Below are 25,509 nucleotides of genomic sequence, written 5' to 3'. Positions count from 1 at the left end.
AATTACTAAAATTATTAAAAACGTAACTGTGTACAAAATTCCCTCTTTTTTATTATAATATCATTATAACACAAATTATATGAAAAAGCATACTTTATTATCGGATATAGCAGTTTTTTTGCTTATTTTTTTCTTATTTATTGTACCTCCTTTCTTTGTTTCAATGGACAAAAATACAAGTCCGCTCTTTAATGGCTGGGGTTTTCCCTGGTATCAGACTTTGCTGGCGGTATTATGTGTCGTAATTCTTTTTTTCTATTATGAAAAGCAGAACAAAAAAACTTTAATTATAGCTCCTGTTCTTATTACATACGGAATGCTTTTTTCAGTTTCACTTTTCTGCAGATTTCTATCTGAATTTTTAAAATCAAAAGGAATTGATTCCGGCATGTATGAAGCTGGAATAGTTTTTAAACCAGACAGTTTTATAAAGTGGATGAATTGTCTCATTCTTTTCTTAACCGGAGCATTTTATGAAGAGGTATTATATCGCTTTTATTTTATAGATATGCTTTTTTCTCTGATTACCAGAAAGAAAGTTTTCCGTTTCAGCAGATTGTTATGTGAAATTGCAGGTCTTGTAATATTTGCTTGTGCACATTTCTATATGGGCTGGATTGCTGTTTTAAATGCAGCCATCGCTCACATCTTCTTAAGAAGATGTTATTTACATACAGGTAAACTCTGGCCGTGTGTAGTTTCTCATTTTATTTATAATGTGGTTTCTTTGATTTTGTTATAAGTCCAGCTGCTGATTTTTGAATACGAATTATAGAATGCTGATTTTGAGTCAGGCTTGAAGTATCTGGTTTTTACAAAATAGACACTTTCATTTTCTGACGGGAATATTTCAAGCGAAATGCTGCTCTTGTTGCCGATTTCAATTTCTATATTTGCAGAAGCCTCTTTATTATTTAGATTCTGATATTCTGATTCTGATAAAAGTCCACCATGACGCAATTCAAGAAGTTTGTTTAGGTTTGAGATTTTATTTGATTTTGGCCCTTCTGAATTATCATTAATAAACAGTATTGCCTTCTGAATGTCATTTGTTGGAAGAATTTCAGATGAAATAATATTTGGATCTGACCAGCTTTGAACTGAGGTTGTCAGATAAACATCCAGCGATGAATCGATTTCATAGATTTTTGTATTTTCTCCACTCATCATATAGCGGGAACTTAAAGAAAAATCCTGGTTACCGAATAGGAGTTCCCGGTAACTGCCTTCATTACTGTAACTGTAACGAAGATGAAATTCAGTGCCGTTTGTGAGTCCCAAAGAACTGTTTTTAGAGATTTTGTCTGATATTTTATACAAGTTACGAACTTTTGTAAGTTCATTTAGAAGATTATTTATACGCTCCGATGAAGCTGGAATTGAAATCTGATTGTTAAAACTTGTAATGATCCAAAAATCTTCCTGTTTAGTAAATTCTATAGAGCCGGTTGAATCCTGCAGGATAATTGAGTTAATGCTGTCTTTGTATTTTTGATTTACAAGGGCTGTTTTTACCTTCTCTCTTTTGTCTTGAGATGAACAGCTTTTTACAAAAGAGAGAGAATAAAGAATTACAAGAAATGCTGTAACAGCGATGAGTATTTTTGAATTTTTATTGATTTTTGAGCTATTTCTGGCGTTTAACATTAAAAAATACCCCAACTGCGATGAGTAAAAGTGGAATTATTACAAATAGAATTATGTAGGTAATCAGACGCAATGTGTTAAATTGAACTGCATCTGTCACCTTATAAAGGCTTGTATCTCTTGTAGTACGGCTTTGAAGTGCTGCCAGTTCTTCTTCCCCATTAAGTTTTAATAGAACGTTTGTAAGGAATTCAAAGTTTCTGTAATCGCCCGAATCACCACCGATATAGCCGTTCATAAGTGTACTTGCAAAGTACTGGTCTGGAATAACTATAATGTGAGAGTTTTCTGAATGTTCTGCATTGAAAAGCCCTTCCAGATTACCCTGTATTTCTGCTCCCAGAATCATTGTCCCACGGTCTGTACCAGCTCCTGAAAAGCCTGAGCCTCCGTTTTCTGCAAGCAGGAAAGGATTTGTTTCAAACAGCTTTTCAGGACTAGCTTTATCTTCGTCATATCCAGTGGCTGCCGAAGAACTCAGTAAATATGGAGAAACAGTCTTGTTTTCAGAATCAAGTTCAAGTGGAGTTACCCAGAATAATGTAATTCCAAGTGGAGCATTTTTCTGCTGCATAAGGACTGGCCACAACGGATAATTTAAAAGCTGTGTAGAATTATTGTCGTCTGCATACATTGTAATTCGTGCACAGGAAATATCTGATGTTATTTGTGCCGGAAAACGGATACCCCAGTTTTCAACCATTTCAATAAGATTTGTCCGTGGAGCTGCAGTAATGTACCAGCTGTTTTCAATATCTGCAACATAAGGACTAATTGCTAAAAGTGCACTGCCCTTACCGCTTAAAATATAATCTTCAATTGCAATTGCTTCTTCAATTTTTATTTCACTGTCTCCGAATACAAGAAGCGGTCCATTAGCTGATGCAAGATTTTCAGCAAATGCCGGGTCTTCAATATACAGTGGATTACAAATAAATCCCTGTGAAGAAAGCCATGGAATTACATAAGAGTAATCATCTGAAAGTGTCAGTCCGTTTCCTGCAACAATATTTACAGTACGGGCTGTTCCTGAAATAAGATGACGGAGGCGTCCATCCAAATCATATTCAAGAGTATTTGCAGCCATTGTAAAAGGAATTGTTTCTGCATTGCCCTCGTATTCAATTACGATTGCAGAATAAACTGTAAGATACTCTGTTGAAGTTCCGCTTACAGTTCGAAGCTGCTGACTTGCAATTCCGTAAGTTTCGAGCATTGTACGTATGTTCGCATCCTTATCTGGATCTTTGATAATCAGATTTATTTTATTACTTTGTGCTGCGTATTCTGTAAGGAAATCGGCCACATCACGAATCTGAGGATAAAGTCTAGCGATAGCTGACGAACGGTAGTAAGTTATCTTAACCGGGCTTTCAACGCGGCTTATAAGGGTCTTTGAATATTTTAAAATTGAATAGGTTCTGTTCTGAGAAAAATCAATTCTTGTATACCAGCGGTTTGCATTGAGCATTGTAAGCAGACAGATAACTGGAAGCAGTATATGTTTGATTTTTAGAGATGTATTGAATCGTCTGCCCTTTTTAATCTGAACAACTGAATCACTTAAAAAGATGAAAAGCGCTGCACTGCCTGCAAGCCACAGAATATCTCTGGTATCAAAAATACCTTTTCCGGCAGCATCAAAATGCCAGGCAAAACTCAGCAGTCTAAAAAAGGAAATGAGAAATGAAGGAAGTTGTACATACAGTGCAAAAAGATGTGCTGTATTAAAAATCACAAGAATTAAAGCACTGATAATAAGGCTTGAGATTTTATTTGCAACTGTAGTCTGTATAAAACTGCATAATGCAATTACTGCGGCTCCATAAAATATCAGACATATGAAACTGGTAAAAACTTGTCCGCCATCTGTTTTTCCATAAAGATTTACAAGAAGGACTGCAGGAATCAGAAGCAGAAGCTGAATACAAAAAAGAATAAGACGAGTCAGAAAAACTGCTGTCTGTTTGCTAAGCTCTGTGAGCGGAATAAAATCATCATAAACTGAAAAACTAAGTTTATAGCAGAGCGCAGGAATGGCAATGATACAAAGGTATGGAACGGCAGAAAAGAAAAGAACTAAATCTGTAGTGCCGCTGCCTGTAAAAAACTGTCCGCGGATAAAATAATTTATTGCTGTAATTACCGGAAACAGAATTGAGATAATCACAAAAGCCGGAGACTTTAAGCTGTTTATTAAATTATGAAGGAGAAAACTTTTGAATGTAGATTGCTTCATCACAATGCTTCTCCTTGTGTCAGTTTTATAAACGCTTCTTCAAGAGTTTTTGTTCCGGCTGATTTAGAGATTTCTTCTTCTGTTCCTTGTGCTGTTATATGGCCGCTGCTCAATATATAAATATCAGAACAAAGAGAACGTACTTCCTGCAGAATATGTGTAGACATAAGTACTGCCTTAGTCTTTGCAAGTCGTTGAATCAGTTCGCGCATCTGAATTATCTGTGCCGGATCAAGACCGTTTACAGGTTCATCGAGAATCAAGTTCGGCGGGTTGTGTATGATTGCCTGAGCAAAACTTACTCTCTGCTGCTGGCCTTTTGAAAGTGTTCTAATCTTTTTGTTTAGAAACTTTTCAAGAGTGCATTCTTTGATTACAAATGCACAGGCTTCTTCAATTTTCTCTTCAGGAATACCATGGGCTTCTGCTGCATAACAGAGGAATTCACTCACCTGCATATCTTTAGGGAGTAATGGAATCTCAGGCACATAGCCGATGTATTTCATGCATAATTCAGGATTTTCATCTGTGGTAAAACGGGTTTGGTCTGGGGCTGTAATTGTAATATTTCCTTCTGTAGGAAAATGAAAGCCGCATACAGCCTTAATAAGTGTTGTCTTTCCAGAACCATTTGGGCCTAAGAGACCTGTAATTTCCCCGTCTTTAATCTTAAGGGAAACATCTTTAACTGCGAAGCCGTTTTTTACTTTATAGCTTTTTGAAAAGCCGTTCAGTTCAATCATAAATCTAATGTCATCCCGACTTGATTCGGAATCTAGTCAATAAATGGAATAGCTATATGCATTCGGTCGCGTGAGAGTTCAGCTTTTGGCCATACTGCCTGAGCTTCGTCCAGCAGCTTCTGAAGTTCCTTGTCTGTGTAGCGTGGACTATAGTGAATCATACACATGCGGCGGACATCAGCTTCTTTAGCAATTGTAGCAGCCTGAACTGCGGTCATATGTTTTTTCTCTTTAGCCTGATCTTCAAGTTCTGCTTCAAACATTCCTTCGCAGATAAGAAGGTCAGAACCGCGAACCTCATCAATAATAGAAGGCTTGAAAAGTGTATCAGTTACAAAAGAGAACTTACGTCCACTGCGTTTTTTACCCATAACCTCTTCCGGTTTGACAGTTTTTCCGTCTGGTGTAGTAACTTCAAAGCCCTTCTGTAAATCAGACCAGAGAGGTCCGCAAGGAACTCCAAGTTCGCGAGCCTTATCCGGGAAGAACTCTCCAGGACGATCTGCTTCTTCGAGTGTATAGCCTACGCAGGTTTTTGTGTGTTCCAGAGGAAAGGCGCGGATATAAAAATCTTTACCAGAGTGAACAATACATGGCGCGGTGATTTCCTTTACAACTATCGGATAGTTGATATACATATCCAGAACCTTACGGCTTGTTTCAATGTATTCCTTGATTTTTGGAGGTCCGTAAATGTAAAGAGGTTCAGTTCTATCAACCTGAGAAGAAAGCATAAGAATACCAGGAAGTCCTGTTACATGATCAGCATGTGTATGAGAAACAAAGATGGCGTCGATTTTTTTCCATTTGAGATTCAGTCGTTTAAGGCTTACCTGTGTTCCCTCTCCACCATCAAAAAGAAAAAGGTTTCCCTCTCGGCGCAGCAGCACCGAAGTCAAATGTCTATATGGTAAAGGCTGCATTCCCCCGCAGCCCAGAATAAAAGCTTCCATGTTCATAATTGGGTATAATATCAGAAATTAAGGAAAAATAAAACAGTTTAGAAAAATTATCCTATACTTCCGAATTATATTTCGAGGGAGAATGCGGGTTTGTAAACACGTGGAGATGACAGTGCATCAAAAACATCTGCAACTGCCATGATACGGGCTATAATCTGTTTGCCTGCAGTTGAGTGATCTTAATTTTATATTGAGTTCTTAACTTCTGCAACTTATATCTTAAGTTTCTTCATATATTTGTTATACCAGATTACATTTGCAATAAATGTCAGAATCCAGCTTATTGGATATGAAATAAAGATTGTCTGAGGTGTATGGAACTGTGGAATCAGGAAGACGGTGCATAACCAGATGATTCGGAAGATGCAGGCCCCGAGGAGCGAGGAAATTACCGGCATAAGTGAGTGGCCGATTCCGCGGATAGAGTTTGCCATTCCATCCATCATTCCGCAGAGGAAATATGTTGTAAAGATAATCCAGAGTCGTGACATTCCTGCTGAAATGACATCGGGACTTTTTGAGAAGATTCCAAGCATTTGTTTTCCAAACACAAGGAATAATGCTCCAAGCACTCCTCCAATCACAATTATTGAGCCCTGGGAAATCCAGACAACTTTACGGATTCTGTCTGTCTTTCCTGCTCCCATGTTCTGTGAACAGAAAGTTAAAGCTCCCTGAGAAAATCCATTCATTGAAGTATAAATAAAACTTTCCAGGTTCACAGCAGCTGAGTTTCCTGCAATCATAGTTGCACCAAAGGTATTTACAGATGACTGGATGATTACATTTGAGAAAGAGAACATGATTCCCTGAAAGCCGGCCGGCAACCCAATTTTAACGATGCGTGTAAATATCATCCGGTTGATGCGGAGCTTTCTGAGATTCAAATGAAAATCATCTGGTTCTTTTATCAAAAGAATAATTACAAGAATTGCGGCAATTATCTGTGATATAACTGTTGCAAGTCCAACGCCTGCGACATCCATTTTAAGAGGAATTACAAAAATCAGATTGAGGACAAAGTTCAGAATACCTGCTCCAAGCAGAATATAAAGTGGACGCTGGGTATCACCTTTGGCGCGGAGAATTGCACTTCCAAAGTTATAAACCATTGTGGCTGTAATTCCGCCAAAGTAGATTCTCAGATAAAGCGCCGCAAGATTCAAAACTTCTTCTGGAGCCTGCATAAAGGTGAGTATCGGTTTTGCTCCAAGTACCCCGACAACGGTGAGAATCAGTCCACTATAAATTGAAACTAAAACGGCTGTGTGGATTGTATCACGAAGTTCATCCTGTTTTTTTGCGCCAAAATAATGAGCTACTACAACATTTGTTCCAACTGAAAGGCCCATAAAAAGATTTATGAGAAGATTTATGAGGGAACCTGTAGATCCTACTGCAGCAAGTGAATTATCCCCTGCAAAACGTCCTACTACAACTACATCAGCAGCGTTAAAAAGCAGCTGTAAGACGCTTGAGGCAATAAGTGGTATTGAAAATTTGAGGAGCTTTCCGAAAATCGGGCCCTCTGTCATATCTATCTGATTTGAACGGCTCATTAGAATATATCCAGCATGTCTTTAAAAAAATGATTTTCGATTTTTGCCCTGTTGAGAAACTCACCTACAGAATCAAAACGTTCGCCTTCAAAAAGCGGTCCAAAAACAATGATTGTACTTCCATCTGCCGCTTTATCGAATGTCATGTTGTAAATCTTACCTTTATAGATAAATTCATGAGGCGTTTTGGTTTCAACAAGAAATAAAAAATCATCCTTTGTCATTGCGGATATTCTATTGAATTGCAGCCCTTGTCGCAAGGAAAATCCCTTAATTTATTTTATAAATAATTTTTTATAATGCAGTGACTTCTTCGATATGTTATAATCAAAAATATGTCAAAAATCAAAGAAGTTTCAGATAAAATTAAAGAAGAAGTATGTCAGGTTTTCAAAGGAAATACTGATGTTGTAGATATGGTACTCGCCTGCCTTTTTGCAGGTGGTCATGTACTTCTTGAAGATGTTCCGGGTACTGGAAAAACTGTTCTCGCCAAATCGGTTGCAAAAGCTTCCGGTCTTGAATTTTCGCGTATTCAGTGTACTCCAGACCTTATGCCGTCAGATGTAACAGGAAGTTCTGTCTGGCTTCCGGATTCAAAGAGTTTTGAATTCCGTGCCGGCCCTGTAATGGCATCTATCGTTCTTGTTGATGAATTAAACCGCGCAACTCCACGTACACAGTCTGCACTTCTTGAATGTATGGCTGAAAATCAGGTAAGTGTTGATGGAATCCGCCATGAACTTGAAAAGCCGTTCTTTGTTCTGGCTACCGAAAATCCTGTTGAATCAGAAGGTACTTTCCCGCTTCCTGAAGCTCAGAAAGACCGTTTTATGATGACTCTTTCTATGGGCTATCCAAGCGAAGCTGAAGAAGCTGAGATTATTACTGCTCAAAGAAGTCTTATTCATCCTGTAGAAAATGTTAAGGCTGTAGTTGCTAAAAATGATATTCTTGAAGCAATGAAGGAAACTGTAGAAATTCATGTTGATGATGCAGTTCTTTCGTATCTAATTTCTCTAACAAAAGCTTCCAGAAATGATTTAAGAATTGCTGCCGGAGTTTCTCCACGCGGTTCTATTGCTTTATATAAGGCTTGCCAGGCATATGCAGCTGTTAACGGACGTACTTTTGTAACTCCAGAAGACGTAAAACTTCTGGCACTTCCTGTTTTCAGAAAACGAATTATTTTAACCAGTGATTCACTTTTAAAAGGTTATACAGCTGATAAAATCATAAATGAACTGATTGAAACAGTTCCTGTTCCAGCCTTTAGAGCACATGTCTAAAATATGATCAAAGTATCTCCTCTGATATATGTTGCATCAGCTATCAGTTTACTCTTTTTCCTGGTAAGTCCATACAGACTGCTTCAGTTTGTATGTCTTTCTGTTCTGTTTGTATTTCTGATTTCTTTTATGTATGCACTTGTTTTAAGCCGTACAATAAAAATCGAAAGAAATACAAATGAGCTGAAACTGGCTTGTAAAGAAAAATCAGAAATATCATTAACTATAAAAAACTATTCAATGCTGACAGCTCATGTCCTGTATTTTTTTGATGAGATACCCTACTTTTATATTTTTAATGAAGGCAATAAAGGCGTAATTTCTTTACGTCCTCATGAACTCAAAAAGATTGTTTATACAATTACTTCTCAGGATAGAGGTCTTTTTCATGGAGGGCCTGTAAGAATCAGAACAAGTGATCCTCTTGGTCTCTTTCTGATAAATGTTGAAGTTCCGGCTCCTATTGAAATTACCGTCCGTCCTGCAAGAATTAAACTGATTACAAATACAATTCCGGGCTTCCCTCAGGGAAATCTTAAAATAAATAATCCCTGCTATGAAGATATTACTATGCGCCGTTCAATCCGTGAGTATCAGAATGGTGATGAACAGAAGCGTATTAACTGGCGTACAAGCGCTAAGTTTGATTCTCTTTATACAAATCAATATGAAGATTCTTTTGATGCGCCGTTCTTTGTGTTTTTGAATCTTGCAGAAGATGATTATGATTTGCATAACCGTCACTATCATTCTGAAAAGGCAATTGAAATAGCTGCCTGCATTATTGAAAAGTCCCGGGTATTAAGACAGCGTTGTGGTTTTGCAGCTTATGGAACTGGTTTTCCGTATTTACCGCCACGTCAGAATCAGGCTGATTGTATTCTGGATTTACTTTCTGTTATAAAAATGGAGCCTGGTAAAGTTGAATATGATCCTGTAAAGAAATTTACGCATCAGTTACCCGCTGGAACTCTTGTGTTTGTGATTGGTCCAAGAGAAGTTGAATCGTACTTCTTAAAAGTTGAAGCAAATAAAGAAAATATAAATACTGTAAATACTGGTATTATGAGGAAATATGGAATGTCGGTTTAGCAGAATTTTTGAAAGATTTTTAGTTTTCTCAACCATAGTCTCTCTGATGCTTACGGCAACCAGTGTTTTCTCTCCTGTATTAAATAATTATGAAGTTGAACGGGTTTTAATTGACTGGTTTACTTACATTTTGATTATTGGTTCTGGAATTGTATTTACGCTGGTACTTCAGATTTTTGCGCTGGAAAAGATAAAGTCGGCAATGCATCTTGTATTTATTGTATTTTATATTTTTGGAATTCTATTTCTTTGTTATATAACGGGGAAAACAAATGCGCCATATGTGCTTATTGTAATTCTAACTGTTCAATATTTTCTGCAGGTAGGCATTAACGAACTGTTTATTTTTCATGATGCGTTTATGTATGATTGTGAAGATTATGCTGGAAAAGAACTTGAACAGTATTTATTCCACAACAATCTTTCTGCAATAGACTTGACTGAAAAAATAAAAGGACAACAGGTTATGATGTTTGCAATTTCAATTTCCATGTTTGTTGTTCTTGTTTTTGGAAAACTTTCTGAAGGATATTTCTCATTTATTACCCTCCTTCTTGTAATATTCTTTTATCTTAATGTTTTACTGTGCTGCTTTATGCTTGGCATGTTTAAGAATGATATTTTTTATGCCTTTCTTGGATTTAAGGATTATGTAAGAAACGGAAGAAAACTTTTTGGTTCAGTTTTACTGATTGCTGCTATTTCCTGTACTGCAGGTGCTGTACTTTCTTCTGATAATGCTCTTATAAAGATTGGTTATGTTCAGGAATATAAAGAAACTCATGAAAAGGAACGCTATATTCCTGAATTACCTGACTTCATTGATTTTCAAATTGAGCCTCAGTCTGAGGAAAGAATGGAACGTAATTCGCGGCCAAGCTGGATTCTTGAGTTTATTGCAGAGCTTATAAAATGGCTTGCAATTACAGGGCTTTCAATTCTCGGGCTTATATTCTTCATAAAACCATTTTTCACTAAGCATTTCCGTGTATTCTGGACAGAAGGTCATCTGTTAAAATTTCTTCGTGAGTTATGGCAGGAAATAAGGGAATTTTTCAGATATGTATTTTCAAAAAGTACAGGTTCAGATGAACAATATTCCACGGTTCAAGGAAAGAAATTCCGTGAATCAATGATGGAGTTTCTGAAAAAATCAAAACGCAGTAAGGAAAAGATTGATGAGATTGACCGTCTCACAAAACACTTCATGCGTTTAATCGATTGGGGACAGTCGCACGGCATTAAATTTACTCAGACTCTCGCCCCTGCTGAATATACCGCATTGTTTAAAAATAAAACGGCAGATCTCGTCGGGCAGTTGTTTGAAAAGGCACTTTACGATAAGAATGTACTTACTGCAGAAGAAGAGAAAATTTTTATTGCATCAATTAAGGAAATAATATGCGAATAGTTTTTTACAGCACAAACTCAAATGTATTTGATGAAGACACTTTTAAAATAAACGTAATGCCATCAAATACATCGGCGTTTAAGGACTTTTGTGCTGTACATTCTGATGATGATTTTTTCTGTGTCACACAGAAGCCTGGAATGTTCTTGCCGGAGTTTGATAGTTCTGAGGGAGATACGAAGTCACAAATCCATTACCTGCCGCAGGAAACTGATACAGATTCATTTGTTGATTTTGTTTTATCACTAAAACCTGATCTGGCAATTGCAATGACTTTCTGGATTTCTCCTTATGACTGGCTTCCTGTAAGTGATGCAATTGTCGCTGAAAAACTTGAAGCTGCCGGAGTGAAGACTGTGTGTCATTCTGTTGAGTGCGGGCTTAATTGTTTTGATAAATGGCGTACTCATAATTTACTGGCACAGCTAGGTTTTACTGTTCCTAAGGCTGTTTTTGTTGATCATGATTTGTATTTCTGCGCGGGAAGTAATCGTGAAGTTTTGAGAAATGTTTATAAAGAAAGCGTAATGGCGCAGATTAAAAAACTCAAGCTTCCGCTGATTATAAAAGATACTACCGGGCTTAGTTCTTACGGTATGACGGTTGTTCATACTTACGGCGAAGCCGCTGGTTATCTTAATTCAAAACGAAATAATTCTAACCGCCTGATTGAAGAGTTTATTGAGGGACGTCAGTACGGACTTGAGATTTACGGAGTGCCAGGAAAGTACACTGTGCTACCTCCTTTCACTTTCAGCGTAAATCAGTATGGAATTACGAGCCCGAAACAGAGCATCAAAATTGGTCCGTGCGAATTACCTGATTCGCTTAGGGAGATGATGCTTTCTCTTGCTGAAAAACTTGAACTGCGTGGCTGTGCCCAGGTGGATTTGATTTTAGATAATGACGGCAACTGGAATATCATTGAGATTAACCCAAGACTCAGCGGTATGAGTTATACGTATGCTAGCTGGCTTGAAAGGAGTTTGTTCGAGATTATGTATATGGCTGCGGTGAATACGATGAATGAGGGGGCTCATAATTTCCGTTCCCTGAGTCTGTCGAAGGGTGAAAACACCGCAGATGTAAATAAATATGTTTTAAACCTCAAACTCCCGTTGGTTTCTGAATCCCAAATGAAAGAAATCCTTCAGCTGCCGGGAGTTCGTCTTCTCAATCAAACCAATGATCTTGCTGCAAAACAGGAGCGTGAAAAAGGCTTCTGTGAATGTATTATTGTCGATGAGCAAAAATCAGTTCTGGAAAAGACTGTGGCGCGGTTGTGCGAGCTTTTCCCGGAAGATTCTATAGTTCAACAGTCTGCACTAATGCTGAAACAGTGGAATCTGTAAAGTCTCCTGTCTCTGCCATTTTATGAATCTGTTCCGGTGTGTATTTTGATTCCGGATAAACAACAACTACAGCCTTGTCTCCGTTCTGCAGGAAGTTTGATTCACCCCAGGCGGTATATCGTGTTGCACCGATTGAAACCATGATTTTCTGTGGACGGCCGGCTGCTACAAGGTAGCTGTGAATATCTTCTGCAGGACCTTCGTTCTGCTGATTGTTGAATTTGTCGAGCATCCAGTCTGTGAGTTTTTTGTAGATGTAACTGTAATCGCGGACTGCGGAGTTTTCACCATAGTCGTATACTTCGCCGTTTCGGATGAGGAAACTTGCGATTCTGTAGTCGTCGAGAAGGCAGCCTTTTTCAAAGCCGTCAGCTGCTATCTGATTTTCTGAAAAGCCTTTTGTACACTCTCCCCAGTTTTTCTTTTCGCTGATTTTCTTTGCACCCTGTTTACGGATTGAGCAGTCATTAGAAGCTCCAAAGCTTACTGGCTTGAGTTCTGTGAGTGTATCGTCGTTCCATGTTGCATTGAATACGATAGCACATTCCGGTTCTATCTGAAGCCTTTCTTCGCCTTTTGGGAAAATAATGCGTTTTGGGTCAAATGGGAAGGTTGTGAGAAAATCGGGAATTACTGAAGCGTTAGAGCCCGAATTTGGCTGTTTTAACGGTAAAAATGTCGGAAAAATGGCCTTTGGAGCGTTTTGCTCAAGCGTCTTAACGTTTTTGAAGTCTGAGGCTTCTCCGGCCTGTTCGAGGTGACCTGTGAAATTTCCGGCTACACCAAAGCACGGGATATCAGTTGTATCGTAAAAGTTCATATTAGCGGCCCTTTAATTTCTTAATTACTTTCTTATGCCAGAAGGCGCGGAGTTTTTCTGCAGCGCTGTAGCAGCGGTAAACAGGTTTAAGTGGGACGTCCCAGCTACCGGTGCGGTGGATGTTCTTACCACCGAAGTTTGCTTTGAACATGTAAAGGCCGTGCATAGGATGGTTTTCATCCTTACCCTCTGGTGGCATTCCGTACATGTCGTAGTATTTACTGCCGTATACTTTTGCATCCTTCATTGCTGTCCACTGAAGAAGATGATTTGGCATGAGGTTGCGTTTATTGTTGCTGCTTGCACCGTAAAGGTAGATTGCTTCGTCGTGGCTGAAAAGTGTCATGATGGAAGCAATTTCCTCGCCTTCGTGCTCTGCGATATACAGGCTGATTACAGGTACATCGCGGCCCTTGCTGATTTCGTCTGCAGAAGATTTAATCAGATCAAAATAATAAGCCTTTGCGTGGCTTGCATTGCCGTCTCGGGCGTTTGTAATCTTTGTCAGTTCATAAAACTTGTCTAATTTTTCAGACAAGTTGATATCATTTCCTAAGTAACGTTTTACTGTAACGCCCTTTCTTTCGCTCAGGCGGATATTGTAGCGCCACTTAGAATGCATTTTTTCGAGGATTTCTTCTTCTGTGCCAGTGAGGTCTACAAGTGTGCTGTCAGGCGGCTGGATATCTACCGAGTTCTTTTTAAGCTTGATGCGGTCTGCATAAGCTACTGTTTTCATTCCGTAATTGAAAAGATCTCGGTCTTCAGGTGTGCTGAAAATAACATCAGGATCAAAGCGGATTGCAATTGTATTTTTAGGAAGCTCTGGTTTAAGGGCTGCAGCAAGTTCGCTGAGTAAATGTACAAACTCAATTGTCTGAGTTTCCGGAGTTATGATTTCCTGACCGGCAAGAACAGAAGCATCACCTTCCTCATCAAAAGCCTTATCGAGTAATTCTTCTGAAGTACACTCATAAGGCAGTTTTGGAAAAAGAGGAATATATGCAATTGAGAATGCGCCCTTTGCGAAACTGCGGTTGAGGACGGCGAGCTCTGAATGTACGGTGGTTGAGCCTGTCGAAAACACCGTAGAACTCGGCTGCGGTTTATCACAGTCTTCGTTTTTTTCATTCAACGGCGGTAGTGTATACTCAACTTCAAACCGTCTGTAAGTCCACCCGTGTCGTGTCTTGAACTGGCACCAGAAAGGAGTTTGTAAAAAAGTTCCGTCGTTTTCGTGGGCGGAACTTTCGATTGGTTTTATTTTAATGTCGAACATTCTATTTCCTAATCGATGGAACAAAACATGGAAGATTCAAAAGATTCTTCTTAAAATCCATCATGTTAATTCTGTTTTTGATTACGGCAACTTTTGCTTCATCCATGCCTGAAGTTTTGCTTTCGGCAACGGCACGAAGATCAGCATAAGTAAAGCCAAGGTTATCTTCATCAGTTTTTCCGGACATTCCGTCTGAAGGCGCTTTATGGCAGAGTTCTTCAGGAAGCCCGAGAGAAAGTCCGAGCTCCACTACTTCATCAACATAAAGATTTGCAAGAGCCGCAAAGTCTCCAGCCCCATCACCCCACAAAGTAAAATAACCTGCGAGGCGCTCGCTTAAGTTACCGTTATTTGAAACACGGGCATTTCCTTCCATTGCGGCAATTCCGTAAAGAGTTGCCATGCGAAGGCGTGCCGGTGTGTTTGTTCTATACTGAGCCGGTACTTCATCTGCTCCAAGAGAATCCTTGATTGAGCGGGTAAGTCCGTTGTATGCATCAGCAATATTTACAGTGTAGTTTTTTATTCCAAGGAAAGCACAGAGTTTTTTAGAATCTTCAATATCAGACTGAACGCCGTTCGGCATCATAACACCGATAACACGGTCTTTACCAAGAGCAGCACAACAAAGGGCTGCAACGGTAGAAGAATCCTTTCCGCCTGAAATACCGATTACTGCTTTAGTCTGCGGATTGCCGTTCTTTTCAAAATAGCTGTGAATCCATTCTATTGCTTCATCTTTAATACTCATTATACTTTCCTTGTCAAGCTGAACTTGTTTCAGCATCTATTTAATAGATCCCGACCCTGAAACAAGTTCAGGGTCGGGATGACGGATTTTACCCAATTTCACTATTAAGTGCTTTCTCAGTCTTAATTTCTTTTCCATCAGCAAGCAGCTTCTTTCCGGCAATCTGAACTACGCCGTCTTTAGCTGCAATCTGAACTGCAAAGAACTCATCGCCTGTAATCTGCTCTTTCTTTGTAGCATTTACATCAGCGCCCTCAAGAACAACCTTAGTTCCAGGAGCTGCCCAGCTGGCATCAAGAACTTCTACGCAGTCCTTGCCATCAGCATCTTTATAGTCACCAGCCAGAAGCATACCGCGGCTTTCAACACCACGCATTGTACGAGGTGCAAGGTTAGCAGCAATAATTACATGCTTACCAAGAAGGTCACTCTCTTTGAGGTACATGCGGAGGCCCGACTGAATAGTTCTAGGAGTTCCGCTTCCATCATCAAGAGTTTCAATATAAAGCTTTTCTCCTTCCGGATTAGGCTTTACATCAACAATCTTTGCAACAGTCAATTCAATATTCTTGTTGAAGAAATCAGCCTGCTGGTCAACAGGAAGTACAACCGGCTCAGCCTTCTTCTTATCAGCTTTCTTTTCTTTTTTGCCCTCGCCCTTTGCGGCATCCTTATTCTGCTTACCGCCAAACTTCTCACGGAATGCAAGCATAGTCTTCTGATCCATTGGCTTAAAGTAAACTTCAGTTGGACCAACGATGCTCAAACCTTCAGTCACTCCTAAATCAGCCCATGTATAACCAGGCTTTGTTTCCATTCCAACCTTGCTTTCCTGAATAGACTTGCCGAAGTAACTCATAATCTTCTGAGTGTACTGAGGCATATAAGGATTCATCATAATCATCAAATCCTTAATAACATAACAGAGGTTATGGATAAGGCTTTCAGCAACGCTAGGGTTTTCTGTACGTGCCTTCCAAGGCTCAGTTGCCTGGAACTTCTTATTACAGATATCAGCAATGTCAAACATAGTGTGGAATGCATCTTTCAGATCAGCCCACTCGAGACTTTCAGTTGCCTTAGCCTCAAGCTCGCGAACCTGCTTCCAGAGCTCTTCATCAACAGGAGCGTCAGGAATCTTTCCATCATAATATTTTGTAACAAACAGCAGAGTGCGGTTTACAAGGTTACCCAAGTTACCAATCAGCTCGCCGTTGAGTTTTTCCATAAAGTCTTTCCAGGTAAACTGGTAGTCCTGCTTTTCAGGGCGGTTATAGAAAATATAGAAACGCCATGCATCAGCAGGAATTCCGCTCTCAATAGCATCAGAACCAAATACACCAATTCCCAGACTCTTAGAGAACTTTCCATCCTCATAATTAAGGAACTCAGTAGAAGACATGTGGTGAAGCTTAGTCCAGTCGTGAGGAGAACCGAGCATAGTACAAGGGAATACAACAGTGTGGAACGGAATATTGTCCTTGCCGATAAACTGGAATAAATCAACCTTTTCCTTACCCTTAGCCTCTTCGGACTCCGAAGGCAGCCACCAGCTCTTCCAGTCAAAACTCTGTTTACCAGCCTTTACAAGCTCATCAGCCAACTGCTTTGTTATGGAAAGATATCCGATTGGCGCATTGAACCAGACATAGAATACCTTATTTTCATAACCAGCCTTTGGAACCGGAATACCCCACTTAAGGTCACGGGTAATAGCACGTTCCTGAAGACCGTCGCGGATCCATGCCTTAGTCATATTGATAGCATTATCAGACCAGCGTCCTTCAACACTAGCTTTATCCATCCATGCATTGAGTTTTTCGCTCATAGCAGGAAGGTCAATATACAAATGCTTTGTTTCACGAACCTCAGGAGTTGAACCACAGGTGTGGCAGCGAGGCTCTTTAAGTTCGATAGGATCAAGCAGCGAACCACATTTATCACACTGGTCACCGCGAGCCTTTTCATAACCGCACTTAGGACAAGTTCCGTCAACATAGCGGTCAGCAAGGAACATATTACAGTGAGGACAGAAAAGCTGCTTGTTTACATGCTCGTGAATCAGGCCGGCCTTGTCCAGATCATTAAAAAGAGCCTGTGTAATTTCAGTACACTGCTCGTTCGAAGTGCGTCCGAATTTATCAAAATTGATGTGGAACCATTCATAGATTTTTGTGTGCTCGCCATAGTAGTGATCACACAGCGCGCGAGGCTCAGTCTTCTCCTCAAGCGCCTTAGTTTCAGTTGCAGTACCGTATTCATCAACACCGCAAATGTAAAGAGTATCATACCCGCGGTTACGACAGAATCGTGCAAAAACATCTCCCGAAAGAGACTGAATGATATTTCCCAGATGTGGAATATTATTTACGTATGGTAAAGCTGCTGTGATAAGTCGTCTGTTCATTTTTTCCCCTGAATAAATCGAAAATAATTAAATCATTATATAGAAAAAATGAGTAAAATTCAATTATAAGGGGAAAGCCTTCCCCTCGCTCCAACCGCCTGCGGCGTTTTCCGCTACCCCTTCTCCTAGGGGGCTCTGCCCCCTAAAACCCCCGGGCAGTTTGCTCACTGCGTATCACTATTCATCTTCTTTCATATCAGAAGGATAATTAAAAGCCCAGGCAGTCAGGCTGAAAGCATATAAAATACAGCCAACAATTAAGTTTCCAGTAAGAATATATTGAACAAAAGCAAATAAAGCTGCAGTTTCTGCAAGACCAATTAGCATAGTAAAAAGGACAAAAACAGAAGCTGAATCATCCGCATTCTTTGTGCTTCCAATGAAACTTTTTACAAGTTTGTTTTCATAAAAGCTTTTCTGATAGATTTTTCTGGATAAAAGAATACTCAAAGTACAGGTTATAAGTCCAATAATTAAAATCAAGAGACTGACCATCTGAAAAGAATTATCAATTTCTTTACGGTTAGAATACGCAAGAAATGCATACACCACTTTTGTAAGAGGCACACCAAACCAAAGTAATTTCCACAATTTTTTATTCATACTGAACTCCTTGAGAAAGATAAAAGATATTCATTTAAGACGTTTTTAAGTTCTGTCATTATTAACTATAACGCAATTTTACTTAAAATGCATTAATAGATGTTTCAAGATTGAAGTAAATTCGGAAATTCCGAACCACTGAACTTTCTTCTAATTCTGATTCTTCAAAAATGACTTCTACATTTATTTATTCCGTCTTTCACATTAAGACTCTAAAGTTCACTGATTTTCCAATAACCGTTTTTATCAGCACCTATCCTTTCAATAATATTCATACTTTGCAGTTTCTTCATGTTTTCATTTATACTTTTTCTTGTAATTCCAATAATCTCAGCAAGCTCCTCCTGCGTTACAAATTGATTCTTCTTTATTTCTTCAAGAATTTTTTTCTGATTTGCAGTGAATTTTACAGTAACGTTTACAGTAACCTTTTGAGTAACTTTCTTTTCAGCCTGTTTAGAATACTTTATATGACAGTATCTGTTTTTAAGCTCATTATGCTCTCCCATCAACAGATTTCGGAAGAATCGTTCAAGAAACTCTGGATTTTCCTGTATTCCCTTCTGCAGATTGTTGTAATTTGCACGTACCAAAGCATTTCTAAAATACCAGGAATTTTCAGCAAAGATATCATTATTTACATTAAATCCAAGTGAGCGAAGATATTTGATTGTAAATACAGCCGTTGTTCTTGTGTTTCCTTCTCCAAAAGCGTGAATCTGCCAGAGACGAGAAACAAAGAAGGTAATATGTTTTACAATTTCTTCTATACTCAAATTCTTGTAATTAAAGTTTCTTTCCTGCTCAAAGTCATAATCCAGTGCCATCTTTAATTCAAATGCTGCACCATACATAACAGTATCGCCATTTAAAACCCATTCATGCTTTGAAATATCGTAATCTCTGAGCTTTCCTGCAAACTTAAAGATTCCTTCAAACAATCTTCCATGTATTGCAATTAAATGAGAAGGAGAAAAATTGAATGAGTTTTCACTTATTATTTGTGCAATTCGGGAAGCAACTTTATCAGCCTCTTCCGTCCGTTCTTCGGAAGTATCGAGCCGTTCTGTTTTAGATTCATAATAAGTATCTATAAGCGATTTTGCTTCATCAAAGGTGATTTCACCTTCAATATTTCGTTTTGCAGTATCAAAAAGATATTTTGATGGAGTAAGCCCATCCACCTGCTGTAAACCTATAGCCGTTGTCCATGCATAGGTTTTATCTTTCTTAGCAGGTTCTGTATTGCGAATATATTTTTCAAAATCTAATTCATATGGATTCTTCTCAGCCATCTATGTAATTATACTGTATTAAATATAAAAAATCATCAATGATATAGACTTTGAAACGTTTGAAGAAAAATTGGAATTACCGATTTTCTCATCAGATGCAGGTAATTTCTCTCTGTTCCTTATGCCAATTACGCCAGGCAGAGCGTAGCCTTTCGACGCTTGTCGTACAGTTTCCTCGCTGTATGGTAATGGATAATATTCACCGTCTTTCGCCACAGTCAGTGTGCAGCTCTTTCCCTGAATCATCATGGCTTAAGTGTAAGCCCATAATGTATTTCCTGACGGTTAATATGTTTTACCCCTTGGTTAATAGTTTTTAACTATTGGGAAATATTTTCATAGTATAATATTTGATAAAACTGATTTTTCACCAATAATTATAAATTTATGATATAATTTAATTATTAAAATTTAATATTTTAAGGTGTTAAAAAAAATGGAAATTGAACCTGGCCGCATTATTAATGATTTTATAGAACCAAATAAAAAACAATATACAATTCCTGTTTATCAAAGAAATTATGAATGGTCTTCAGAACAATGTATAAAACTTTTTCAGGATATTGTTCAAGCGTATAAAAGAGATAAAACACATTTTTGTGGCTCTGTAGTTTATGCTTATTTAAAAGAAGAACATAATATTGTTTATTATGTTTTAATTGATGGTCAGCAAAGAATTACTACTGTCTATCTTCTTTTGAAGGCAATGAGAGATTTAGCTGAAACAGCTGGTACAAAAGAATTAATAGATGAAGCTCTTTATAATGTAGATAAATTTGATACTTATGATGTTACCCAACAAAGTAAATTAAAATTGAAACCTGTTGAAAGTGATAACAATCAACTTTATTTGCTTATGGAAGAAAAATATGACAAAGTTGATAAATCAACAGGTATTTGGATAAATTACGAATTATTTACAAAACTTATAAAGGAAGAACAAGCAAAAGGACTTACTGTAAAAGAAATTTATAAAGGTCTTGAAAAATTATTATGTGCAAAGATTAAATTAGGTGCAGATGATAATGCCCAAGAAATTTTTGAAAGAATTAATTCTACCGGAGTTCCGTTAAATCTTTCTGATAAAATTCGAAATTTTGTTTTAATGACAGATGTAAATCAAGAAAAATTATATAAAGATTATTGGTTGGAAATTGAAAATTTAATTGATAAAAAACAAATGCCAAATTTCTTTCAGGATTATTTGAATCTTAAAATTGATGGTTTTGCTAAAGAATCAACTGCATATGAATATTTTAAAAAAGTATTTAGAGATAATAATTATACAAATGAATCTATGCTTCAGGAATTATTTCATTATGCTAAAATTTATCATGTATTCCTTTATGGTGATAAAAATAAATATAATGAATATACAAATAAAGCTTTAGATGGTTTGAGAAATCTTAAACAAACAACTGTATATTTATTTCTCTTTAGTGTTTTTGATGATTTTGAAAATAAGGTTATTACAGAAGAAGAACTGGATAAAGTATTATCATTCTTATTAAGTTATAGCATCCGTCGTTTAATTTGTGATGTAGCTTCTAATTCTTTACGCGGTTTATATAAAACATTATATACCCGTATTTTTTCAAATGCTGCAAATAAAGAAAATTACTATGATTCTATAGTTTCATTTATGTTGCAATTGTCTACAAACGATGCGATTAGAAATGATACAATATTTAAGCAGGCATTAATTGATAATAATCTTTATCGTAAAAATGCATTATGTAAATATTTACTTTCTAGTATTGAAAATCAAGGAAAAGAATCGTTAGAAATCGAAACTGGTAATCTTACTATCGAACACATTTTACCACAAAACAAAAATCTTTCTGAAGAATGGCAAAAGATGCTTGGTTCAAACTGGGAGTTCGATAAAGAAAAATATCAACACACATTAGGCAATTTAACATTAACTGGTTATAACAGTGAATTGGGAGATCGCCCTTTTACAGAGAAGCTTGAATTATTGGATAGTAAAAATACTAAAGTTGTTGTTCTTTATAAAGATGTAAATGATTGTAAAGAATGGAATATTAATACTATTCTTAATAGAGCAAATATTCTTGCTGATATGATTTTACAATTATTTCCAATTGAGAATCCAAAAAACAAGATATCTTTTGATTCTCCTGGCTATAAAGAATATAGTTGTGATAATCCAGATAATGCTGAATATAAGCGTCCTGATTATTATATTTTACAAGGTGAAAAAGTTAATTGTAATTCTTTCGCTTCAATGCTTATTTCGCTGAGTAAACGTTTATATGATTTAGACAGCACAATTATAGAAACACTCGCAAAAGAAAATGTACATCTTGTTGAAGGTAAATATGCAAGCTTTTCATATGATAGAAATCAAGTAAACGAAGATACGCAGATTGAAGGTACAGAAATATATATCAGTCATAATTATAATTCTCCAAAATTGATAAAAATAATTTCTCAATTATTGGATTATTATGAAATCGAACAAAGTGATTTTGTATATAGTGCTTGCAGTACTGATATAAAAAAATAATTAATTTCTTATATTATTCGCTTGTTCATTTATCTCTAATTTCTCTTCAATATCTTGCACAATTTACTTTTGCTATTATTAAATATTTCAATATATATTTAATTAAATAAAGAGACATCAAATAAACAAGACATACATGATTCCAATATATTTTTTATTTTTGGTACAAATTTGTATTTTGTAGATATTGCCTTTGCAAAAAAGGTATCATAATTTTCTTGTGAAAAAATTAGATTGTAAATAGCCCTTAGGCTACCTTTTTCTCTAGTTTCTGAGCCGGACAATGATGAAGTAAGAAAAACAAAATCTTTAATATATGTATCATTTATTTTACATAACATAAGACTTATGAAAAATTCTTCTTCGTTACCCATTAAAAAATTCTTATAACGTTTTTTATCAAAGAGATATAAATAAACAAGAATTGGAATAATACAATCAGAACAAAATTGTAATCCATAATCTGAAGTAATATTGTTATATGATTTAAATAATCTTGATACAATATCATAGGTCTGTAGATAATGATTAATATTTCTCATTGAAAATTTAAAATGTTCCATAATAAATAATAATTGGGTAGATTCATATGAAGTGTTAAGTGTTTCTCCTAAAAATTGCAAATATTCATTTATATCTATTGTAGGAAGCTGAAATCTAAAATTAAAAAATTTATCTAAATAGTTTTCAGCATCAAAATTATTTCCATAATAATTCTTAATAGTATTTTGCAATTCTATAATATTAGTTGAAAATACAAATGTAATTTTTTCGTTATCAAAATAATGCTTAATTCTTTCAAGTAAATTGATTGCAAACGTTGGTTTACATCTATCTAATTCATCAATAAAGACTATGATTCTATCACCTTTCTCTTCACATATTTGATTAAATAATTGATTAATTTTTTCTTGTAAAACATCTTCTTCTTCAAGTTGTTCTAAATAGTTTTTCTTTTTAAGGTGGTCTAAAGAATCAATAACATTTGATAAGTTTTCGCCAGAAATATCAATAGAACCAGGATTAGCAGGGTTTTCTTTATTAGGTAATGGTATATGTAATTCAAATGAACTAATTATATCTTTTGCAATACTTTTAATTCCTGATATTACATCAGTATTACCGGTAAATTTCTTTGTTGATGAATATGAGTTTATAATTTCTCTAATAACAGATAATAAAGGATCCATCAAATTATCATTTTTCCAAGCATTGTAATATACTGGAAGAAATGTTCTATCATACATTATATCTTTACCAAGATATTTTTCGAGTTCTTCTCTATTTGCTTCCATATTTTCATTTTCTATAAATATATTTGTATTTAATAATACATAAATAATTTGTTTAATAAAAAATGTTTTTCCAGATCCCCATTCACCATCTAAGGAAATTGTTGCATTTGTATTAACAATATCAAGAAATTTCAAAAAATTAATTAAATAAAGACGTCTTCTAATACGATCATTTTTTAATGTTTCTAATATATTTTCATTTGTTGGTTTTAAATCATAACTTTTCATTATTTTTCTTATTGCCTCTTAATTAATTTCTCATACTTTCCTGTTGCTGCTTAGCCAAAAGTTCATAATCTTCAGCAGTTAATACAGTATTATACAAACCAACTTTTTCACCTTCATGTCTGTTAATACCAGTATTAACAAGGCTTCCATCCTCGTAACGTTTGAACTTATAAACGGCATCATTCATCAAAGCTTCATTAAATACATTCAAACTAACCAGAAGATTAAAATCTTTTACAGTTAAACCCGTTACCTTCTTAAACAAAGCTGGTTGCAGCTGCTGAATAACATCTTTCAAAGAGTATTCACGGTAATCACTCAAATACATAAATACAGGAATACGTGTTGCAAACTTAATAAGTTTTTCTTGAATAAGTTTACGCTTTGATTTGATTTCCTTTTCTTCTTCAGAAAGTTCTTTTTTTCCTCAAATCATGTTACCAATCATAAGTGCCAAAAAACGTCACTGTATTATTTTTTCATTAAAAGTCGCAATATCTCCAATATCACAGTCCATAACAGTACATATTTTATGGAGATTATCCATAGAGATATATTCGTCTTTATTGAGTTTAGCTAAAATGTTCGTAGAAATCCCAGCCATCGGGATGAGGTCAGTTTTATTTTTAATTTCTTTGTCTTTAAGACGTGTCCAAAGCCTACTGTAATCTACTTGCATAATAATAAAATATTATAGCACACTTTAGGTTTTTGGGACATAAAATATCACAGTTTATCAAAGAAAATATATATAAAAACTTTAATCAAAATCATGATAATCTATTCATCTTTCTTCAACTTCTTCAATCTCACAGCCAAAGAATTAGAGTCTTTTTCTCATTCGTTTTTTACCTTCTTTTGTAGTTACTATGCGTTATTAGTTTTAATTAAATTCCTTGATATTTCCAATGATATAATTATAATAATTATTGGGCTGGTCGAAAGATCTCGGTCCACCGAGATGGCGTGGGGATCCCGCGCTATTCTTTTTTAACCCTTGAAAGTGGAATTAATAACTTCTCTCCAAAATTTCAAAAAAATCTTGACACATATATCACACTGCGATATATTATATCTAACTTCGTTATAGCGAGGTGCGATATATCGAAATACAATACTTGGAGAGGTGGCCATGGATGCAAGAATTAAACGTGTCTATGTTCCGATGACAGAAACCGGGTTTTACATTTTGTTTTGCCTTCAGGAAGAAATGCATGGATACAATATAACTCAAAAGGTAAAACAGATGACAGAAGGCCAGGTAGACATTGGACCGGGCACGATGTACGGAACTTTGGGGAAAATGGAAAAGGATGGATTGATTGAATTCGTTCGTGAAGAAGAAAAACGAAAGCTTTACAAAATCTCTTCAGTTGGCCAGGAAGTTCTTCAGCTGGAAATAGAACGAATCAAAAGACTTTATAGAAATATTGGAGGAAAATAAAATGAAAAACACAAAGACACTTTTTAGATTTTATACACTTTTTGAATATGAAGAAGAACAGGCTTTTCTTGAAAAACAGCACAAGAACGGCTGGAAGGTTGTAAGCTTTAAGCTTCCTGGTTTATACAAGTTTGAAAAATGTGAACCGGAAGATATGACATACAGAATTGATTTTACAAATGAGAACGGCTCAAAGAATCCTGAGTATCGTCAGATGTTTGCTGATAACGGCTGGGAATTCCTGTGGTCGGTAAACGGCTTTTCAATTTTTAGAAAACCACTTGCTGCAAATAATACTGATAATAGCAACGAGATTTTTTCTGATAATTCTTCAAAGTTACAGATGCTTCAGAAGATCCAGCAGCGCAGACTCCTGCCCTTCATTACAATTTTCCTTTGTTTGGTAATTCCGAACTTTATTAAAGGAATTCATGGTGACTTTGGAAACGCTAGGGGGGATTATGTGATTACAGCTTTCTTTACTTTGATGTTTATTCTCTACACTTATGTTTTTATAAAGAGCTTTGTGAAAATCAGAAAACTTAAGGAAAGACTTGAATAAA

General features: G+C 36.4%; 24 protein-coding genes. 8 read left to right on the top strand and 16 right to left on the bottom strand.

What is annotated here, in order from left to right; all coding sequences use genetic code 11:
* Positions 1-79: 79 nt before the first annotated feature.
* Positions 80-742 carry a CPBP family intramembrane glutamic endopeptidase gene (locus AABJ44_RS08305; protein WP_338368437.1) on the top strand — a complete coding sequence of 221 codons (663 nt, stop codon included), beginning with the start codon at positions 80-82 and terminating at the stop codon, positions 740-742.
* On the opposite strand, the gene AABJ44_RS08300 is transcribed toward AABJ44_RS08305, so the two are convergent.
* The 6 genes from AABJ44_RS08300 to AABJ44_RS08275 all read right to left on the bottom strand — a co-directional run bounded on the left by AABJ44_RS08300 (position 712) and on the right by AABJ44_RS08275 (position 7,374).
* Positions 712-1,647 carry a DUF4340 domain-containing protein gene (locus AABJ44_RS08300; protein WP_338368436.1) on the bottom strand — a complete coding sequence of 312 codons (936 nt, stop codon included), beginning with the start codon at positions 1,645-1,647 and terminating at the stop codon, positions 712-714. The genes AABJ44_RS08305 and AABJ44_RS08300 overlap by 31 nt on opposite strands.
* Positions 1,628-3,886: a Gldg family protein gene (locus tag AABJ44_RS08295; protein ID WP_338368435.1), complete on the bottom strand. Its 2,259-nt coding sequence runs from the start codon at positions 3,884-3,886 to the stop codon at positions 1,628-1,630. Before AABJ44_RS08295 ends, AABJ44_RS08300 begins: the two co-directional genes overlap by 20 nt.
* Positions 3,886-4,629, bottom strand: coding sequence for an ABC transporter ATP-binding protein (locus AABJ44_RS08290; protein WP_338368434.1), 744 nt, complete (start codon positions 4,627-4,629; stop codon positions 3,886-3,888). Before AABJ44_RS08290 ends, AABJ44_RS08295 begins: the two co-directional genes overlap by 1 nt.
* A gap of 32 nt (positions 4,630-4,661) precedes the next feature.
* Complete coding sequence (locus tag AABJ44_RS08285) at positions 4,662-5,588, bottom strand: ribonuclease Z (RefSeq protein ID WP_338368433.1); 927 nt, start codon at positions 5,586-5,588, stop codon at positions 4,662-4,664.
* A 215-nt stretch (positions 5,589-5,803) separates the two neighbouring features.
* Positions 5,804-7,150, bottom strand: a complete 1,347-nt coding sequence (locus AABJ44_RS08280) for an MATE family efflux transporter (RefSeq protein ID WP_338368432.1) — start codon at positions 7,148-7,150, stop codon at positions 5,804-5,806.
* Complete coding sequence (locus AABJ44_RS08275) at positions 7,150-7,374, bottom strand: hypothetical protein (RefSeq protein ID WP_074640715.1); 225 nt, start codon at positions 7,372-7,374, stop codon at positions 7,150-7,152. Before AABJ44_RS08275 ends, AABJ44_RS08280 begins: the two co-directional genes overlap by 1 nt.
* A 111-nt stretch (positions 7,375-7,485) precedes the next feature.
* On the opposite strand from AABJ44_RS08275, the gene AABJ44_RS08270 reads away from it, so the two are divergent.
* The 4 genes from AABJ44_RS08270 to AABJ44_RS08255 are packed head-to-tail and all read left to right on the top strand — an operon-like array spanning position 7,486 to position 12,294.
* Positions 7,486-8,439 carry an AAA family ATPase gene (locus tag AABJ44_RS08270; RefSeq protein WP_338368431.1) on the top strand — a complete coding sequence of 318 codons (954 nt, stop codon included), beginning with the start codon at positions 7,486-7,488 and terminating at the stop codon, positions 8,437-8,439.
* Positions 8,440-8,442: 3 nt separating this feature from the next.
* The gene (locus AABJ44_RS08265) at positions 8,443-9,531 is read left to right on the top strand and encodes a DUF58 domain-containing protein (RefSeq protein ID WP_338368430.1); all 1,089 of its coding nucleotides are present in this window, start codon (positions 8,443-8,445) and stop codon (positions 9,529-9,531) included.
* Complete coding sequence (locus AABJ44_RS08260; RefSeq protein WP_338368429.1) at positions 9,515-10,942, top strand: hypothetical protein; 1,428 nt, start codon at positions 9,515-9,517, stop codon at positions 10,940-10,942. The genes AABJ44_RS08265 and AABJ44_RS08260 overlap by 17 nt, the downstream gene beginning before the upstream one ends.
* Complete coding sequence (locus AABJ44_RS08255) at positions 10,933-12,294, top strand: ATP-grasp domain-containing protein (RefSeq protein ID WP_338368428.1); 1,362 nt, start codon at positions 10,933-10,935, stop codon at positions 12,292-12,294. The genes AABJ44_RS08260 and AABJ44_RS08255 overlap by 10 nt, the downstream gene beginning before the upstream one ends.
* Here the strand turns inward: AABJ44_RS08255 and AABJ44_RS08250 are convergent.
* The 7 genes from AABJ44_RS08250 to AABJ44_RS08220 form a co-directional block, all read right to left on the bottom strand.
* Positions 12,248-13,114: a DUF5718 family protein gene (locus tag AABJ44_RS08250; RefSeq protein ID WP_338368427.1), complete on the bottom strand. Its 867-nt coding sequence runs from the start codon at positions 13,112-13,114 to the stop codon at positions 12,248-12,250. The genes AABJ44_RS08255 and AABJ44_RS08250 overlap by 47 nt on opposite strands.
* A 1-nt stretch (position 13,115) precedes the next feature.
* Positions 13,116-14,393 carry a lipid II:glycine glycyltransferase FemX gene (locus AABJ44_RS08245; protein WP_338368426.1) on the bottom strand — a complete coding sequence of 426 codons (1,278 nt, stop codon included), beginning with the start codon at positions 14,391-14,393 and terminating at the stop codon, positions 13,116-13,118.
* 1 nt (position 14,394) lies between these two features.
* Positions 14,395-15,144 (bottom strand): NAD(+) synthase, encoded by a 750-nt coding sequence (gene nadE, locus AABJ44_RS08240; protein ID WP_338368425.1) that lies wholly within the window; start codon positions 15,142-15,144, stop codon positions 14,395-14,397.
* Between the two features lie 88 nt (positions 15,145-15,232).
* On the bottom strand, positions 15,233-17,551 hold the full coding sequence (gene metG, locus AABJ44_RS08235) for a methionine--tRNA ligase (RefSeq protein WP_338368424.1): 2,319 nt from the start codon (positions 17,549-17,551) through the stop codon (positions 15,233-15,235).
* A 177-nt stretch (positions 17,552-17,728) separates the two neighbouring features.
* Complete coding sequence (locus tag AABJ44_RS08230; protein ID WP_338368423.1) at positions 17,729-18,154, bottom strand: hypothetical protein; 426 nt, start codon at positions 18,152-18,154, stop codon at positions 17,729-17,731.
* A gap of 212 nt (positions 18,155-18,366) precedes the next feature.
* Positions 18,367-19,449, bottom strand: coding sequence for a Fic family protein (locus AABJ44_RS08225; RefSeq protein ID WP_338368422.1), 1,083 nt, complete (start codon positions 19,447-19,449; stop codon positions 18,367-18,369).
* Between the two features lie 18 nt (positions 19,450-19,467).
* A complete protein-coding gene (locus AABJ44_RS08220) occupies positions 19,468-19,698 on the bottom strand; it encodes a hypothetical protein (RefSeq protein ID WP_338368421.1) in 231 nt (76 codons plus the stop codon).
* A 187-nt stretch (positions 19,699-19,885) separates the two neighbouring features.
* On the opposite strand from AABJ44_RS08220, the gene AABJ44_RS08215 reads away from it, so the two are divergent.
* On the top strand, positions 19,886-21,979 hold the full coding sequence (locus tag AABJ44_RS08215; protein ID WP_338368420.1) for a DUF262 domain-containing protein: 2,094 nt from the start codon (positions 19,886-19,888) through the stop codon (positions 21,977-21,979).
* Between the two features lie 98 nt (positions 21,980-22,077).
* Here the strand turns inward: AABJ44_RS08215 and AABJ44_RS08210 are convergent, their stop codons facing one another.
* From AABJ44_RS08210 to AABJ44_RS08200, 3 genes are all read right to left on the bottom strand, one after another.
* Positions 22,078-23,502 (bottom strand): KAP family P-loop NTPase fold protein, encoded by a 1,425-nt coding sequence (locus AABJ44_RS08210; protein WP_338368419.1) that lies wholly within the window; start codon positions 23,500-23,502, stop codon positions 22,078-22,080.
* Between the two features lie 22 nt (positions 23,503-23,524).
* Positions 23,525-23,830, bottom strand: coding sequence for a hypothetical protein (locus AABJ44_RS08205; RefSeq protein ID WP_338368418.1), 306 nt, complete (start codon positions 23,828-23,830; stop codon positions 23,525-23,527).
* A gap of 135 nt (positions 23,831-23,965) precedes the next feature.
* On the bottom strand, positions 23,966-24,181 hold the full coding sequence (locus AABJ44_RS08200) for a helix-turn-helix domain-containing protein (protein ID WP_338368417.1): 216 nt from the start codon (positions 24,179-24,181) through the stop codon (positions 23,966-23,968).
* A 453-nt stretch (positions 24,182-24,634) separates the two neighbouring features.
* Between AABJ44_RS08200 and AABJ44_RS08195 the strand changes: the two genes are divergently transcribed.
* A complete protein-coding gene (locus AABJ44_RS08195; RefSeq protein WP_338368416.1) occupies positions 24,635-24,946 on the top strand; it encodes a PadR family transcriptional regulator in 312 nt (103 codons plus the stop codon).
* A gap of 1 nt (position 24,947) precedes the next feature.
* Entirely contained in the window at positions 24,948-25,508 is a 561-nt protein-coding gene (locus tag AABJ44_RS08190; protein ID WP_338368415.1) for a DUF2812 domain-containing protein, read from the top strand.
* Position 25,509 lies beyond the last annotated feature (1 nt).

It is taken from the genome of Treponema bryantii (assembly GCF_036492245.1).
Classification (GTDB): domain Bacteria; phylum Spirochaetota; class Spirochaetia; order Treponematales; family Treponemataceae; genus Treponema_D; species Treponema_D bryantii_C.
This window is presented reverse-complemented; position numbering and strand designations above follow the sequence as displayed.

Bases quoted from the DNA above. Each gene is read 5' to 3' on its own strand.
- AABJ44_RS08305 (WP_338368437.1), top strand. From the start codon at position 80: ATGAAAAAGCATACTTTATTATCGGATATAGCAGTTTTTTTGCTTATT.
- AABJ44_RS08300 (WP_338368436.1), bottom strand. From the start codon at position 1,647: ATGTTAAACGCCAGAAATAGCTCAAAAATCAATAAAAATTCAAAAATA.
- AABJ44_RS08295 (WP_338368435.1), bottom strand. From the start codon at position 3,886: ATGAAGCAATCTACATTCAAAAGTTTTCTCCTTCATAATTTAATAAAC.
- AABJ44_RS08290 (WP_338368434.1), bottom strand. From the start codon at position 4,629: ATGATTGAACTGAACGGCTTTTCAAAAAGCTATAAAGTAAAAAACGGC.
- AABJ44_RS08285 (WP_338368433.1), bottom strand. From the start codon at position 5,588: ATGAACATGGAAGCTTTTATTCTGGGCTGCGGGGGAATGCAGCCTTTA.
- AABJ44_RS08280 (WP_338368432.1), bottom strand. From the start codon at position 7,150: ATGAGCCGTTCAAATCAGATAGATATGACAGAGGGCCCGATTTTCGGA.
- AABJ44_RS08275 (WP_074640715.1), bottom strand. From the start codon at position 7,374: ATGACAAAGGATGATTTTTTATTTCTTGTTGAAACCAAAACGCCTCAT.
- AABJ44_RS08270 (WP_338368431.1), top strand. From the start codon at position 7,486: ATGTCAAAAATCAAAGAAGTTTCAGATAAAATTAAAGAAGAAGTATGT.
- AABJ44_RS08265 (WP_338368430.1), top strand. From the start codon at position 8,443: ATGATCAAAGTATCTCCTCTGATATATGTTGCATCAGCTATCAGTTTA.
- AABJ44_RS08260 (WP_338368429.1), top strand. From the start codon at position 9,515: ATGGAATGTCGGTTTAGCAGAATTTTTGAAAGATTTTTAGTTTTCTCA.
- AABJ44_RS08255 (WP_338368428.1), top strand. From the start codon at position 10,933: ATGCGAATAGTTTTTTACAGCACAAACTCAAATGTATTTGATGAAGAC.
- AABJ44_RS08250 (WP_338368427.1), bottom strand. From the start codon at position 13,114: ATGAACTTTTACGATACAACTGATATCCCGTGCTTTGGTGTAGCCGGA.
- AABJ44_RS08245 (WP_338368426.1), bottom strand. From the start codon at position 14,393: ATGTTCGACATTAAAATAAAACCAATCGAAAGTTCCGCCCACGAAAAC.
- nadE (WP_338368425.1), bottom strand. From the start codon at position 15,144: ATGAGTATTAAAGATGAAGCAATAGAATGGATTCACAGCTATTTTGAA.
- metG (WP_338368424.1), bottom strand. From the start codon at position 17,551: ATGAACAGACGACTTATCACAGCAGCTTTACCATACGTAAATAATATT.
- AABJ44_RS08230 (WP_338368423.1), bottom strand. From the start codon at position 18,154: ATGAATAAAAAATTGTGGAAATTACTTTGGTTTGGTGTGCCTCTTACA.
- AABJ44_RS08225 (WP_338368422.1), bottom strand. From the start codon at position 19,449: ATGGCTGAGAAGAATCCATATGAATTAGATTTTGAAAAATATATTCGC.
- AABJ44_RS08220 (WP_338368421.1), bottom strand. From the start codon at position 19,698: ATGATGATTCAGGGAAAGAGCTGCACACTGACTGTGGCGAAAGACGGT.
- AABJ44_RS08215 (WP_338368420.1), top strand. From the start codon at position 19,886: ATGGAAATTGAACCTGGCCGCATTATTAATGATTTTATAGAACCAAAT.
- AABJ44_RS08210 (WP_338368419.1), bottom strand. From the start codon at position 23,502: ATGAAAAGTTATGATTTAAAACCAACAAATGAAAATATATTAGAAACA.
- AABJ44_RS08205 (WP_338368418.1), bottom strand. From the start codon at position 23,830: ATGTATTTGAGTGATTACCGTGAATACTCTTTGAAAGATGTTATTCAG.
- AABJ44_RS08200 (WP_338368417.1), bottom strand. From the start codon at position 24,181: ATGCAAGTAGATTACAGTAGGCTTTGGACACGTCTTAAAGACAAAGAA.
- AABJ44_RS08195 (WP_338368416.1), top strand. From the start codon at position 24,635: ATGGATGCAAGAATTAAACGTGTCTATGTTCCGATGACAGAAACCGGG.
- AABJ44_RS08190 (WP_338368415.1), top strand. From the start codon at position 24,948: ATGAAAAACACAAAGACACTTTTTAGATTTTATACACTTTTTGAATAT.